Annotated in this window: 11 protein-coding genes and 1 pseudogene; 6 read left to right on the top strand and 6 right to left on the bottom strand. The window is 58.0% G+C overall.

What is annotated here, in order from left to right; translation table 11 throughout:
- The first annotated feature begins 11 nt into the window (after positions 1-11).
- Positions 12-2,951, top strand: a complete 2,940-nt coding sequence (locus ACVIW0_RS10990; protein WP_461352342.1) for a helix-turn-helix transcriptional regulator — start codon at positions 12-14, stop codon at positions 2,949-2,951.
- 224 nt (positions 2,952-3,175) lie between these two features.
- Positions 3,176-4,345, top strand: coding sequence for an acyl-CoA dehydrogenase family protein (locus ACVIW0_RS10985; RefSeq protein WP_461352341.1), 1,170 nt, complete (start codon positions 3,176-3,178; stop codon positions 4,343-4,345).
- Positions 4,346-4,743: 398 nt separating this feature from the next.
- On the opposite strand, the gene ACVIW0_RS10980 is transcribed toward ACVIW0_RS10985, so the two are convergent.
- Positions 4,744-5,529, bottom strand: a complete 786-nt coding sequence (locus ACVIW0_RS10980) for a methyltransferase domain-containing protein (protein ID WP_461352340.1) — start codon at positions 5,527-5,529, stop codon at positions 4,744-4,746.
- 468 nt (positions 5,530-5,997) lie between these two features.
- On the opposite strand from ACVIW0_RS10980, the gene ACVIW0_RS10975 reads away from it, so the two are divergent.
- Both ACVIW0_RS10975 and ACVIW0_RS10970 read left to right on the top strand, forming a co-directional pair.
- Positions 5,998-6,621, top strand: coding sequence for an MSMEG_1061 family FMN-dependent PPOX-type flavoprotein (locus ACVIW0_RS10975; protein ID WP_461352339.1), 624 nt, complete (start codon positions 5,998-6,000; stop codon positions 6,619-6,621).
- Between the two features lie 228 nt (positions 6,622-6,849).
- The gene (locus tag ACVIW0_RS10970; RefSeq protein WP_461352338.1) at positions 6,850-7,770 is read left to right on the top strand and encodes an adenylate/guanylate cyclase domain-containing protein; all 921 of its coding nucleotides are present in this window, start codon (positions 6,850-6,852) and stop codon (positions 7,768-7,770) included.
- Positions 7,771-7,946: 176 nt separating this feature from the next.
- Here the strand turns inward: ACVIW0_RS10970 and ACVIW0_RS10965 are convergent, their stop codons facing one another.
- Entirely contained in the window at positions 7,947-8,282 is a 336-nt protein-coding gene (locus tag ACVIW0_RS10965) for a DUF1330 domain-containing protein (protein WP_461352337.1), read from the bottom strand.
- Between the two features lie 442 nt (positions 8,283-8,724).
- Between ACVIW0_RS10965 and ACVIW0_RS10960 the strand changes: the two genes are divergently transcribed.
- A complete protein-coding gene (locus ACVIW0_RS10960) occupies positions 8,725-9,090 on the top strand; it encodes a methyltransferase family protein (protein WP_461352336.1) in 366 nt (121 codons plus the stop codon).
- A 162-nt stretch (positions 9,091-9,252) separates the two neighbouring features.
- A pseudogene (locus ACVIW0_RS10955) lies at positions 9,253-9,747 on the top strand (methyltransferase); the annotation flags it as partial.
- Between the two features lie 266 nt (positions 9,748-10,013).
- Here ACVIW0_RS10955 and ACVIW0_RS10950 read toward each other — a convergent pair.
- The 4 genes from ACVIW0_RS10950 to ACVIW0_RS10935 form a co-directional block, all read right to left on the bottom strand.
- Positions 10,014-10,745: a hypothetical protein gene (locus ACVIW0_RS10950; RefSeq protein ID WP_461352335.1), complete on the bottom strand. Its 732-nt coding sequence runs from the start codon at positions 10,743-10,745 to the stop codon at positions 10,014-10,016.
- 291 nt (positions 10,746-11,036) lie between these two features.
- Positions 11,037-12,785, bottom strand: coding sequence for an adenylate/guanylate cyclase domain-containing protein (locus tag ACVIW0_RS10945; RefSeq protein WP_461352334.1), 1,749 nt, complete (start codon positions 12,783-12,785; stop codon positions 11,037-11,039).
- A gap of 213 nt (positions 12,786-12,998) precedes the next feature.
- Positions 12,999-13,253 carry a hypothetical protein gene (locus ACVIW0_RS10940; protein WP_461352333.1) on the bottom strand — a complete coding sequence of 85 codons (255 nt, stop codon included), beginning with the start codon at positions 13,251-13,253 and terminating at the stop codon, positions 12,999-13,001.
- A gap of 355 nt (positions 13,254-13,608) precedes the next feature.
- Positions 13,609-14,286 (bottom strand): tetratricopeptide repeat protein, encoded by a 678-nt coding sequence (locus ACVIW0_RS10935; protein WP_461352332.1) that lies wholly within the window; start codon positions 14,284-14,286, stop codon positions 13,609-13,611.
- Between the last annotated feature and the right edge of the window lie 18 nt (positions 14,287-14,304).

The following is a 14,304-nucleotide window of genomic DNA, read 5'->3' as shown; positions in this document are numbered from 1 at the left end:
TGAGGCTTCAAATGGCTGTGCGAGGGGAGATTTTTGTAGGGCGTCACCGCGAGCTCGACACGTTAAGCACGGCATTGAACACCGCCTGCGACGGACATGGCCGCCTCGTCCTTGTTGCCGGCGAGCCGGGCATCGGCAAGACCCGTACCGCACTGCAAGTCGCTGCGATGGCGTCCAAGCGCGATGCCGTTATCGCTTGGGGCCGCTGTCACGAAGAGGCGGGCGCCCCGCCGTATCGGCCGTGGGCTCAACTATTGGGCGCCGTTGCTTCATCCCAAGATGCTGGCGATTTGCGTACAGACCTCGGTTCGGGCGGCCCCGATATCGCGGAAATCGTCCCAGATATCAGGGCTCGACTGCCGGATCTCGATCCGGCGGCGGCATTGAGCGATCCTTCGGAGTCGCGATTCCGACTGTTTGGCTCAATCGTTCGTTTTCTTCTCAATTTTTCGCAACGCCGCCCTCTTGTCCTTATTCTTGACGATCTGCATTGGGCGGACGCTCCAACCCTTCGGTTACTCGAATTTCTGACACAGGAAATCGCCGATAACCGGTTGCTGGTGATCGGCACTTACCGGGACACTGACGTATCGCGTAGGCACCAATTGTCGGACACCCTGGGGGCGCTGATTCGCGTGCCGCAAGCGCTTCGCCTGCATTTGTCCGGTCTCGACATCGCTGACGTCCGCCAGTTCGCCGCGACCGCCGCCGGCATGACACTGCCGCCTTGGCTCACAAGCGCAATACACAGCCAAACCGAAGGAAATCCGTTGTTCGTGCGGGAGGTCGTGCGCTTCCTCGAACAGGAGGGGCATTTAAAGCTTGCTTCGTCGGCGATGATCCCGGCAACCATTCGCCTCCCCGAAGGCATCCGCGAGGCGATCGGGCGCCGTCTCAACCTGCTGTCGGCGGCCTGCAATGACGTCCTGGCGACGGCAGCCGTGATCGGCCATGAACTTCGGCTTGACGTTCTAATCCGCGCGAGCCGTCCGTATACGGAAGAGGCCATACTTGAGGCAGTCGACGAAGCGCTTGCCACTCACATTCTGGAGGAAATCGGCTCCGCTCTCTACCAATTCACTCATACGTTAGTGCGGATCACCCTATACGACGAATTACGGACGGGCGAGCGTCGCCGGCGGCACAACGCGGTTGGCGAGGCAATCGAAATGGTACATCGCCACGATTTAACGCCCGTCCTTAGCAACCTCGCCCATCATTTTCGCGCCGCGGCCCTCGGGAGTACCGTCGATCGTGCGATCGACTATGCCACCCGCGCTGGACACAATGCGGACGCGGCGCTGGCTTCCGAAGAGGCCGTCGACCTGTTTCGAAACGCTCTCGACATGCTCGACACAAAGGAGACGGACGAACCGGAGCGTCGCTGTCATCTTCTGCTCGCGCTCGCGCAGTCGCAGCGCAAGGTGCATGACCAAGGAGCCCCGGAAACGCTGCTCGCTGCAGCCGACATCGCGCGGTCCCTGAAGCTCTACGACGTCCTGGCCGAGATTGCCCTGTGCTACGCCGAGGTCATCGTGCGCTACGTCGCGGAAGCCGCTCCTGGTCATGATGAGTTTTTGCAGGAAGTGCTCGATCTCCTCCCGCCATCCGAGCTGGGTTTGCGCATTCGTCTGATGGGATCGCTTGCCCGGGTTCGGTTGCACGCGGGTCGGCTGGACGAAGCTAGGGCGATCGGGTCGCATGCCATTGCGATGGCACGACAACAAGGTGACCCGGCGACGTTGGCGACGGCCCTCGCAGGACTGGCTGAGTTTCCCTGGCAGCCGCATGAGACGCAAGAAAATCTTCGCGACGCGATTGAGATGGCTGATGCCGGCGCGCGTGCCAACGATCTGGAGGTCGTCAGCCGAGCACAATTCCGACGCGCGATCCTGCTGCTCGAGCTCGGCGATATCAAGGGGGCATCGGCTGCCGTCGATGAGATGGCCTGTGTTAACGTCCATCTACGACAACCGTTCTTCGATGCGTATCAACATGCGATCAGAGGAAGACTGGCCCTGATGCGCGGCGCTTTCGACGAGGCAGAAGAGGCTATACGCCTCATTCAGGGGATGCGAGCACACAATATGCCCGTCAACGATCCGGCTGCGCAGATGATCTTTACCCTGCGCCGGGAGCGCGGGCAGCTGGGAGCGGTCGGTCCGGTGATTGCGATGTTCCTGCGCCAGACTCCGGCTGTCGCAGTGTGGCGGCCCGCTCTCGCGTTGATCTACGTCGAGGTTGGCGATCTCCATTCTGCGCGCACCGTCTTCGACGAGTTGGCATCGGATGACTTCCGGTCGCTCCCGGTAGACGCGCGTTGGACAACATGCGTCGCGTATCTCGCCGAAGTCTGCTGCGCGCTCGACGACCGCGCGCGCGCGTCCCGCCTCTATAGGCTCCTACTACCATGGTCGGGTCGCAACATTGGTGTAGGTCTCGAGTGTCAGGGATCGAGCGATCGTTTTCTCGGGCTTCTCGCTACGTTAGAAGAGCGTTGGGCAGACGCAGACCTGCATTTCGAGCAAGGCCTCGCAATGAACGATCGGATCGGCGCCATCGTAGCCCGGGAGCATACTAGGCGCGACTATGCCGACATGCTGGCAAGACGCGGCGCCGTCGGCGACCGTGCCAGGGCGTCGGCGTTTCTCGATATCGCGGAATCGCATGCGAAGCGGCTGGGACTGATCGCCCTTTGCCAGCGGATCGCGCTCACCCGGCAACGTCTGAATGATGCGTCGGCAAAGGGGCCGATGCCAGACAACCTTACAGGACGAGAGCTCGACGTCCTCCGCCTGATCGCCATTGGAAGGGGCAACGCAGATATAGCGCTGGCACTTGCGATCGGGCAGAGCACGGTCGCGACCCACGTGCATAATATTTTGACGAAGACCGGATGTGCCAACCGTACGGAGGCGGCGGCCTACGCTGCTCGGCTCGGTCTCACCTGAAATTCCGCATAAAGAGCGGCCCTGACGATACCGGGTGCGGATCGGTTCCGAAGCGCGCGATCACGGTTCGTTCTGGTCATGGTAGCAGGTCTCTCCACAGGCCTGTTGAGCTCGGTGGGTCCAAAACCCTGCCATCCGCCTCCATAGACCTATCGATTTTCCGCCGGGGCGGCGTGGAGCATCATCGCAGCAAGCCGGAAGGGGCCGGCGCCCAGGAGCTCCACATGCTCACTCAAGATGACGTCTTGTCGAACGATCTGCTGACCAGATTTGCCGAGCGGTGCGCGATCTACGACCGCGAGAACCGGTTCTTCAGCGAAGACTTCGTGGATCTAAAGGCCGCGGGCTACCTGACTATGAACGTTCCGGCCGATCTCGGCGGCCGCGGCCTCACCCTCGCCCAGAGCTGCCGGGAGCAACGCCGGCTGGCCTACCACGCGCCAGCAACGGCGCTCGGCATCAACATGCACATTTATTGGGTCGGTCTCATCGCCGATCTCTGGCGGCAAGGCGACAAGTCGCTCGAATGGGTGCTCAAGGAAGCTTTGGCGGGCGAAGTCTTCAACGCCGGCCATTCCGAGCGCGGCAACGACATTCCCGCATTGCTTTCGACGAGCAAAGCCGAGCGCGTCCAGGGCGGATTTCGTATCACCGGCCACAAGATGTTCGGCAGCCTGGCGCCGGTATTCACGCGTTACGGCGCGCATGCGATGTGGGCCGACGCTGAGGGTGGCCCCAAAATCGTGCATGTCTTCATGCCGCGCGATACCGCGAACTACAAGATCGTTGAGACCTGGGACACCTTGGGCATGCGGGGTACCCGGAGTGACGATGTGAAGCTCGAAGGTGTCTTCGTGCCGGATCGATATGTAGCTCGCATCGTGCCGGCCGGCGTTCCCGATGCCTTCATACTTGGGATCTTCGCTTGGGCGCTAATGGGTTTTGCGAACGTCTATTGCGGCATTGCGCAGCGCGCGATTGACCTTGCCGTGGCCTCGGCGAAAGGCAAGACCTCGCTCGCCGTCACCCGCACCATGGCCTATCATCCAGAGATCCAGCATCGAATAGCGCAGATGGTGATGGCCAACGACACGATAGCACCACATCTCGATCAGATTGCCGACGACTGGTCCAACGGCGTCGATCATGGCGCGTTGTGGCCGGCGAAGATCGTGTCCGCGAAACATCACGCTGTTGAAACGGCCTGGACAATCGTCGATTGGGCAATGGACATATCCGGTGGTGCCGGCATGTTCCGCGGAAACGAGTTGGAACGGCTGTTTCGTGATGCTCGCTGCGGGCGCTTCCATCCCGCGAACACGTTCCTTGCTCACGAGATTGTTGCCAAAACGGCGCTCGGCATCGATATGGGCGAACAACCGCGCTGGGGCTAGTTCGCAAATAGCGGTCCCGCGATCAGCCAAGCGAGTTGCGGGACCGCACACGTTCCGCAAGGGGTAACACTATCCTTTAGAGTTGCAATCGTCATTTCGGTTGGGAGGCCACTATGGGTACGATTGATGTAACCGGGCTTTGCAAAGACCACCACGCCGATGCGGCGGATCGTTGGCCTTTTCGATAACTGCCTGAGGGTGCTGTACGAATGGCAACAACGCAACGCAATGCGAGGTATCATGTATTGCTTGAGGGACAGGGAGCTTGAAGATATAGGCACGACCCGATTGCGACTTCAACCGTGTTGCAGGGCTGGTCCGGTCTACACCGGATACCGGACACTCCGGTGGTTCGCGTGAGGTCAGCGGCGGGCCAGAACCGGACGCAACCAGAGTGGTCAACGACGCAATTTAGACGCCAGAAAAATATAACGATTGCTGCTGAAAAAATATCGGTGGGCTTCGTTCAGCCGGCCAAATTCGTCGTGCCATTCCTGCAAACTTTCGGCTGAAATTTCATTTCTCTGCCCCACAAATTGCCGGATAAGGCCTGCCAGACCCTTGCTATACAGTTCGTCCTCCCATTTCAGGTTCAGGATTGGAAAGACGGCCAGTTCATCGAACCGAAGTCCCGCTTCAGTCAGGCGAAGAGCCAGTGACCTCGGCAAGTGCGGATGCGCACAATGCGCTTCCCAGCACTTCAAGACCGACCTCATGCGATCCGGCGCATCCGAATGCCATATGAGTGCGTCCCAGTCCGTTGCAACAAATACTGCTCGGCCGCCACACTTCAGAACGCGGAACGCTTCGGAAAGAACGCGGTCGACGTCGGAAACGTACTCGGCGACCTGCGTGCACACAACTACATCAAATGAAGCATCGGGCTGCGCAAGTTGAGTTGCGTCTCCCACCATGAATGACAGCCATTGCGGTGGATTGCGTCGCTTACACAACTCGATCAAGTCACTCGAAATATCGATGCCGACCACGGCACCATCGCCGCCGACAGCCGCAGCGATGCTTTCGGATAAAAAGCCGGGTCCACAGCCTATATCAAGTACTCGTTCGCCATCCAAAAGAGCGAGCCGTCGAATGGTCTCTGCCCGTTGCGCGACCACATCTCTTGTCAAGTAGAGGCTTTCGAGCCGTCGCGCAGCCTCTTCCGTGAATTCGAGTCCGCCCATGGTTACCTCGAAATTCGATCTCGACCTGGTGGAGTAAACCGCAAAAGCGACCTTGGGTCGAGAGAAACACGTCCGTTCTGGGGTCAATCGCGTCGGTTCGGCTCGGACAAAGTGGCGTCCGGTTTACCCCTCACGGCCGACATCTAGGCGTCGGGCAGAATTCGTCGCGATGGGCCACTAGCAGACAAAGAGCAGCTGACCGGAGCGCAACATTTTGCGGGGTTTTCTTTTGCCGGGAGCCCGGCTTCGCGGAGCGTCGCGTGACTCCTTGCCTGGCCGGAATTCACGCGCCTCCGACCGCTGGATTGATCACCAATAGCGTGATCTCGGAACGAAACGTAGGCCGCATCGAGGCTGTTCGGCGGCTGGCGCCGATAAGATAACGCTTCTCTCTGAGAAGAGGGTAAGCTAATCTCAAAGGACAGGCATTGTTTCCGACCAGATCATGCTGGAATTTCGGAGGCTGTGATGTATCAACCTAAGATGCAGATTACGAATGCCGCTGAAGTGCGCGCCATTCTTGGAGCGCCGTTAGGCAACCAAGCAAGAAAAGTCATTGACCATATCGACGGCCATTGCAGGTCCTGGATTGCGCGAGCACCGTTCATTGTCATTTCCAGTATCAACGCTGCGGGGGCAATGGACGTGTCGCCCAAGGGCGACTTGCCGGGGTTTGTAAAGGTTGTCGACCCGCATACGCTGGCGATACCCGATCGCCCCGGAAATCACCGGGCCGATACGCTCCTCAATGTGATCGAGAACCCCAGCGTCGGGATCATCTTCATGGTGCCGCGGCGGCGTGAATTCGTTCGTGTCAACGGGACAGCGTTGATCGTGCAAGATCCTGACCTGCTGGATGAGTTGGCAGTTAACGAAAAGGCTCCGGCATTTGCAATCGTCGTGCGGGTTCGCGAAGCCTTCTTCCACTGTGGCAAGTCCGTGATCCGGTCGGGTCTGTGGGAATCCGAGCGCTGGGGCCCTATCGATGGCCTGCCAACCTACGCACAAGCAATTAAGGATCACGCCAGTTCGACTGATGCCGTTGAGACCATCCAGGCGCGCATCGACCAAAATGATGAGCTCCTCTACTAGCCAACCGGAAGGTCTGCATTTCGATCCTGTTTGAGAGAGTATCCAACCATTGGACCTACTCGGCCGCAAGGCGACCCTGCATCCCAGGGCCGATTTCGATTTGAGTAGCTCTGAGACTGACGTAAGGTCACGGAACTCGGAATGCGGGTCCGGTATCTTGTTTTTTAGAAGTTACTGGCGGAATCGCGACCTAGCGGCGGCTGTCGATCGGCTCAGTTGGTGGCGCCCATGACAAAGGCGAGATACTTCGAGATCGGGGTGGACTGCCTCGAAATCATCGCGGTGCTGCTTGCACTCCTTGTGGCAGTGTACGTCTCTATCTGGATCGGCCTCCTCCTACTCGTCGTGCTCCTCCTGGGACTGGTCTCGCTGATTTGCAACTTTGATGCCTGGGTCGTGCGGCGGCTTTCGACGCAAGAGGACCCGCTGATCTTGCCGCTTTGCAAGACTGGATTTGTCGGCAGGCATCGGCGAATGCTGAGGCTGCTGCCCTCAGACCCGCGATGCAGGTTCTGCATGGTGCCGTTCGGCGGCGCAGGTAAAGTGTTTGGCATTAGACCGTCGGCGGCGAACCCAAATTACTGCCGAAGCTGCTTTGAGGCTATGCCGACGACAACTCACGAGCAGGAAGTTGGAATTCTTTTCGCGGACCTGCGTGGGTTCACCTCGTGGTCCGAGACCCATAGCTCGAGCGACGCGGCCGAGCTAGTGAGCCGCTTCTATACGAGTGCTAATCGAGTGCTGACCTCCGATGACGCCTTCGTTGACTTCATCGGGGACCAAGTGATGGCCATCTACCTCGTGGATATGCCCTCGCTTGGCAAGCGAACGGCGGACATCATGCTCGCAGCGACGAGACGGCTGGTCGATGCGGTGCGCCAGGATGCACAGTCTTTGCCGGTAGGTGCCGGAATGCACCTGGGCAAGGCGCAAGTCGGCTCGCTGGCCACTGGAGAGTCCAAGAATTTTACTGCTATCGGGGATGTGGTGAATACGGCCGCGCGCTTGCAGAGTGCGGCTAGAGCTAACGAGATTTTAATTTCGGAGACGGTTTACGGCGCGCTTTCCGGGGAGAAGCCGCAGGCTGATCGGACCACTCTTGTCCTGAAGGGAAAAGCCGATCTACTGACCGCCTTCGTCTTGCGCTAGCCCCGTCATTAGGTCGGGCCTGGGGAAAGGAGTGCGGGCGCATCAGCATCCTCCTGCGTCCAAAGATCATTGCCATGCTACCTCAGCTCCGCTTCGCACAGCCAGGGCCAACAGCTGACGTTGCCAATAAGCCGACGCTCTATCCCATGTCTGCTTCGGGCCAGAAGGGACATCAGCTAGTGATGGCCTTTAATATGCGGCAGACGGTCTTCGCGCGGCACTAACCCGCCATCGATGATAAAGAACTCAGTGTCCGCCGCACCTTTCCTATGCTGTCTTGCTTTCTGATACTCCGGGCTGTCGTACCAAGCCTTAGCCGCCGCCACATCAGGAAATTCAATCAGGACGACGCCTTCGAGCGAAGACATCAATTCCAACGGGGTGAGCGGTGCATAGACAGAGAGAAACTTGGCACCGCGCCCTTCGAAAGTCGGCGGGGCCGCCTTCCAATACGCTTCCAGTCTCGCTCGATCACTTACGCTTCTGTTTAGGGCGATCATATAAGCTGGCATTGTTCGCTCCCATGTGTGCGTTTCTCAGCTACGCGGCCGCTTAGCGCGAGCCCAGGCGCGTTGGAGATACTGCATTCGGGCCTGCGGCGCATCGACTTTGGCACCCCAAATCCGTACGATCTGCCGCGAGCAACCGGAAAGCTCTGCGATCTCCTTGTAACTCGCAAGGCCATTCTTGAGCATGTAAAGGGCGGCAGCCTTCGTTACGTCCCATCTTTGCTTGCGCATATTCACTGTTGGCCTGTCGGCATTGCTCGATTTGGAAAAGCTTGACCTCAAGGAAATACCGGGAGCGAGCGGAGATCAAGCTTCCATAACGTCTGCAAAGGGTCCAAAAGCGGGTGTCCGGCGCACCCGGCGGACACGTCAGCCATGGGCCAAAAGCGGAAAGTGGCCTGCTCCTCTATTGTCTTGTATGCTGCTCATTTTTAGGGAAGCGGTTATGGCAGACATCAAGCCCGACGAACTTCCGCCGCACATTCAATTAATTCAGATGGGGCGTGCCCACGTCGTCGCGAGGACGGTTTATGCAGCGGCCAAGTTGGGGTTGGCAGATCAACTAGCCGCCGGACCGAAAAGCGCTGTACAACTTGCCGGACTTCTGCAGGTGCATGCGCCTTCATTGCACAGGCTAATGCGTGCCTTGGCGAGCCTGGGTATTCTTACCGAGAGCACGGAGCAACGTTTTGCTTTAACAGCATTGGGCGATGCTCTGAAGACCGGCGCGCTCGGCTCAGCAAGAGCATCTGTGATTTTTTCTGGCAATCCGTCGCCACAGTGGTTGGGATCATATCCTCTATTCCATTGAGACGGGCCGTCCAGGCTTTGAAAAGGCACAGGGCACCACGTTTTTTGACTACCTTGCACATCATCCCGAGGAAGCATCGCTATTCAGCGAGATGATGGTCGGTCTAAATAGTCAGGAGCCTGCAGCTGTTGCCGCGGCTTATGATCTTCCGTTTTCGATACCGTTGTCGACGTCGGCGGTGCGACTGGAAACATGTTGGCGGCGGTCCTCTCCCATCATGCTCGGCCGCACGGCATCTTGTTTGATCGGCCGCACGTTGTGACGGATGCACCGAATTTGCTGAAGGCCAAACGCGTGAGCGACAGGGTGACGATTGAGTCAGGCGACTTCTTTGAAAACGTTCCAGCTGGGGCCGACGCTTACATTCTTTCGCACATCATCCACGACTGGAACGAGGATCAGTGTATGACCATCCTTGGTAATGTTCGCAAGGCGATGAAAGCGGACGGTCGGCTGCTCCTTGTTGAAATGGTGCTGCCGCTCGGCGATACTCCGCATCCGGGGAAAATCCTTGATATAACAATGCTCGTCAGTATGGGAGGTCAGGAGCGAACCGAGGTTGAATACGGGGCACTGTTGAGCAAGAGCGGTTTCAGACTAACGCGGGTCGTCTCGACCAGTTCGGCTTCGAGCGTACTGGAGGCTGCGATGGCATAGGTGCGAGGGGCAATTGGCGCCGCCTCCGGCCTAATCCTCGAGTGATCAACGCATTGCTTCCAGCACGCCACCTTTACCGGTAGTTAACGTCGGCTTTGGGTCAATCGCGTTGTTATGACACCGAGAACCGAGACTTCCGATCTTGTCCAATGAGCAGACTTGGTCTGCGCCTATCGGCATGTCGCAAACGGGCCACTTTCGGACGTGCCTGCAAAATTAGCGCGGTCCGTCGAATTAGCCCATTTTGATGGGCTCCAGTTTTCGCATCAGCCTCGTCGGGAAGCTATGCGCTCAATATCGGCCGCGCATTGATCATTAAGAAGATCACCTAGCCTGCCCACATCCTTGATACCGAAGTACACGTTGCAAGGTGTCTCGGCCAGACGGAAGTGAGGCAACCTGTGCCGGAATACTTTCACGTATCTGCCGTCACGAAAAACCGGCTCAGATTTATATGTGTCGTATCTGAGTTCGCCAAACGAGCCGACGATATGGCGGACGCTCACAGTTCCGTAGCTCCACAGGCCGGCATAGACGCGAGCGCCGTTGAGGTACCTCAAGCCGTATGTAGCAAAGCCATCCGCATCGGCGACGCTCTTGAAGTACCTAAGCCATCTAACGAACATTCTTGCCCGATCGATTTTCACAATCATTCGTTCTGTCGTGAGAATATACGCAAAGGCCCCGCCAATCCGCAGCGCGAATAACTGAGGTATGAAAGCAAATACGGCTATCACGCATACAACTATCCATCGTCCTCTTACGAGCCCTTCAATCGCCTGTTGCTCGGGTGTTAGCGCATAGATTCCATGATACGCGAACAGCGCCAGGCAAAAAGCTCCCCACGTGGGAACTGTCGTTGAGCAGAAGAAAGTACTGAACCATCCTGGCGTGCCAATCCAGATAACGCGCTCATCTTCATCCAGCTTGGGCGTCACCCCAGTGGCGTCGACCAGGTCCTTTGGTGGTTCAAATACCGACAGACCGCGCTTGATCATTGACTGGAAGCTCACTTGCAGGGCGCACGTGAAAGTCGAGATTGTCCCGCTACGTATGAACTCTTAGCACAGGCGAGGCGATAGTACACGCTCGGCGTGTGTCGGCCCGGAGCAACCGCCATCCCAATGCTGGGCGCGCGATTTGGTCCGCTACGGGTCAAAGGCTGCCCCCGCCACCAGCAGGCCGTTAGTCGGCTTACCTCTCCGAAGCAGACATCGCCGCGCCCTGCGCTGAGATCAGCCACGGGCCCAGAAGCCGTCATTCGTAACGACGTCTGCACGAGCATGCGCTCATTCGGGTACCCCCGCCTTGCGCAGTCCCTCAATATAGAGCTTCAACTTGGATACTCCGCCCCGGGCAATTAGCGCCGACAGTGTGAAGGTACGGTCGAGCTCAAGCAGACAAGCCACAGCCTCACGCGCCTCAGCATCGCGGTCGATGTGGGCACAAGCGGACGCCAGACAACGGTAAGCTACCGAATACGAACTGTTCCAACGAAGAGCTTTCCTTGCTGCGGCGATCGCCTCCTCGAAGCGGCCAAGCTCGATAAGAGCGAACCCCATACCAACAAGCGTTTGGTGCAGCATTGGATCTACCGGGCTCATACGCAAGGCACGTTCAAAGCCATAAACAGCATCCTCTGGCCGCCCCGCGGCTTCATAGACCCAGGCTCTGGCGAGCCATGCGGCACGTGAATTCGCGTTGAGCTCGACCGCCCGGTCTGCCATTTCAATCTCACCTTCGATATCGCCGACCATGAAAGCTGAGACCATCGCAGCGAACGCTAGGATTTCCGGATCGGCACCTTCGCTGTCCAATGCCAATCGAGAAAGACGAATCGCTTCTGTGCGCTCGAATTGGGGATCGCTAGCGTAACCAAAGAGAACGTTTAGCATGTGGCAGATGCCCGCCAAACCAGCAGCGACGGCGTATCGAGGGTCCAGTTCCAGAGCGCGATGGGCCAACCTGATCGCTTCGGCATGCCCTTCGCGGGTCGCTAGGTAGAACTGGTGCATACCTCGGAGAAAAAGATCGTATGCGGTCAGGTTCTCTGATCGTCGCCGTACGGCAAGTGCGATCTCTGTTTCAAGCAGCTTCGGCTGGATGGCTGACACGACTGCGACCGTGAGCTCGTCCTGTAGCGCGAATATGTCCGTCAGATCACGCTCGAACCTGTCCGCCCAAATATGCGCACCGGTCACCGCATCGATCAGCTGGCCGGTAATGCGAACTTTTCCTGCTGCCTTGCGCACCGATCCCTCCAGAACGTAGCGCACGCCAAGCCTGCGCCCGACCTCCTTGATATCGAACGCTCGGCCTTTGAATGTGAAGCTCGAATTGCGCGCAATTACAAAGAGGAACTTGAACCGCGACAGCGCTGTAATGATCTCCTCGACCATCCCGTCCGCGAAGTATTCCTGTTCGACATCGCCGCTCATATTTTCGAATGGCAGCACCGCGATAGAGGGCTTCTCTGGGCGTGCCGGGCCAATAACAGTTAGTCGGTCGATCAGTGCACCATGTGCCCCCGCGCGAACAGCAAAGGTGCGCACCGGCTTGGAGATATTCTTGAGCTGTTGCTCGCCTCGATCTTCGAAGCCAACGTCCAGCTTGGTCTCGACTTCGAGGTACACCTTTTCGGAGATGAGAATACCGCCGGGATCGGCGAGCCCTTCCAGCCGGACGGCGATGTTGATCCCGTCGCCGAATAGATCACCGTCGGCTCCGACAATAACCTCGCCGAGATTGATCCCAATCCGCAGCTCAAGAGAGCTTGCACCCGATGAGATGCTCTCCTGTATCTCCATCGCACATTGCACCGCAGCCGACGGACTTGCGAACTCGGCGATCGCGCCATCACCCGTTGTCTTGATGAGCCGCCCGTTGTGACGGGAGAGGCTAGGCTTGATCAATTCTCGAACGAGGCGCTCAAACTCAGCATACGTGGCTTCCTCGGCGCGTTGCATCAGCGCGGAGTAACCCACCACGTCAGCAGCGAAGATGGCTGCCAGTCGCCTCTGAACCGCTTGCTCGGACACGGCGCCCTCCGCTTCCGCCTCGGATAACTTCCCGGCAGGATAAGGAAGCTTAGCACCTTGTTGCTCGCGTGTAAGGCGGCAATCGCAACAGCGAGTTGCTTCTAACCTGTCGACCTACCTGCGCCACATGAACGTGGATCAATTCGAACGTCGGCTTCAGGTCAAACTGCGACATCAGTGCCTCCGGACCGGGCGTCTGCTGTACTCTCGGACTCAGACGTCTTGGCGCTGGCACCGGATACCAGCAACGGGCCACCACAGGAAGACGCCGCCAACTGAGGCGGCCTTTGGCAACCTGCCCAAGCCCACCGGCGTTTTCTTACTGAACGATTTCGGCTTGCCCTTATCGACCACGAAGACGTTGATCAGCTTCAGCGTCTTATCACCACCAATCTTGAATCCCGCGTGCGGCACGCCGCGCTGGTTGATAACTCCGGCGCCTGTAGGGTAGTTCGCGCTGCGAGCCATCTGGCAGGATCAGGGTCGCGCCCTGAATGACGTACACGATCTCCTCGCCGTAGTGTGTACGAAGCGGGAGACTTTCACCCGGCGGGACTTCAAGGCAGACCTCGATGGCTTCCATGTTAGTCCCAGCCACGTCAGACCGCTTCAGTTCTTTACGGACGATTTGAGCATTAGCGGCGGTGGCGGACATGAGCAAAATCAGCAGGGCAATACGCCGAACAATTCTGAGGTTGTTAGACGATTAGCTAAGCCGCAGACCAATGAAGAAAGACGCAAAGGCCAGTGTTGCCGATGTTGTGACGTAGCTCTTGCTAACCCCAAGCGGTATGCGTCCAAACCAAGAATGAAGCGGCGTTCGCTATTCGTATCCCGCCTTCTCCAGTCCACCGAAATAGAGTTCTCGCATCCACGCTTGAGAAATCATGGTTCTTTCGGTTACTTCTTTAAGCGTCTGCATTGGCGTGAGTGATCGGAGGACAGCGACCGCCTTCAAAGCGTCCTCACTTCTGCCGAGATGCGCAAGAGTTGCCGCCTTATAACGCCACGTCACTCTCGCAGATGGTGCAAGTTCGATCGAGCGATCGAATAGCGACAAAGCTTCCGAAAACTTTCTCTCAAAGAACAGAACGATACCTAGACCTTGGATCAAGAAATAATTGCGCGGATCAAGCGGGTTGATGCGCAGCGCTCTTTCGAAGTTTTCGCGGGCAGCGTCTAGTTCGCCGCGATAAAAATAACCAAAACCACTATTGACGCAGACAAAAGCTGAATTTGGCTGAAGGCGTAAAGCACGTTTGGCGTATTCTCGGGATAAATCGTGCTTTCCGACTAGGATTGTATAAACCCAAGAAGCGATCGCTAGCGCCGTACCATCTTCGGGATCGGCTTGGACCGCCTGCCGAGCGATCCGCTCAGCCTCAAGCACTCGCTCCTTATATGGCTGCGCGCCCATGATGCACTGTCGGCCAATACAATCAGCCAAGAGCGCAAGAGCACTGGAATATTGCGCGTCAAGGCTAGCGGCCAGGCGGAGCAATTTTTCCGCCTGTGTATA

The organism is Bradyrhizobium sp. USDA 4454, assembly GCF_054822705.1.
The sequence above is the reverse complement of the archived record's forward strand: the minus strand, read 5'-3'. Positions and strand labels throughout refer to the sequence as shown.

Bases quoted from the DNA above. Each gene is read 5' to 3' on its own strand.
- ACVIW0_RS10960 (WP_461352336.1), top strand. From the start codon at position 8,725: ATGGCAGACATCAAGCCCGACGAACTTCCGCCGCACATTCAATTAATT.
- ACVIW0_RS10940 (WP_461352333.1), bottom strand. From the start codon at position 13,253: ATGGCTCGCAGCGCGAACTACCCTACAGGCGCCGGAGTTATCAACCAG.
- ACVIW0_RS10980 (WP_461352340.1), bottom strand. From the start codon at position 5,529: ATGGGCGGACTCGAATTCACGGAAGAGGCTGCGCGACGGCTCGAAAGC.
- ACVIW0_RS10990 (WP_461352342.1), top strand. From the start codon at position 12: ATGGCTGTGCGAGGGGAGATTTTTGTAGGGCGTCACCGCGAGCTCGAC.
- ACVIW0_RS10965 (WP_461352337.1), bottom strand. From the start codon at position 8,282: ATGCCAGCTTATATGATCGCCCTAAACAGAAGCGTAAGTGATCGAGCG.
- ACVIW0_RS10970 (WP_461352338.1), top strand. From the start codon at position 6,850: ATGACAAAGGCGAGATACTTCGAGATCGGGGTGGACTGCCTCGAAATC.
- ACVIW0_RS10975 (WP_461352339.1), top strand. From the start codon at position 5,998: ATGTATCAACCTAAGATGCAGATTACGAATGCCGCTGAAGTGCGCGCC.
- ACVIW0_RS10950 (WP_461352335.1), bottom strand. From the start codon at position 10,745: ATGATCAAGCGCGGTCTGTCGGTATTTGAACCACCAAAGGACCTGGTC.
- ACVIW0_RS10985 (WP_461352341.1), top strand. From the start codon at position 3,176: ATGCTCACTCAAGATGACGTCTTGTCGAACGATCTGCTGACCAGATTT.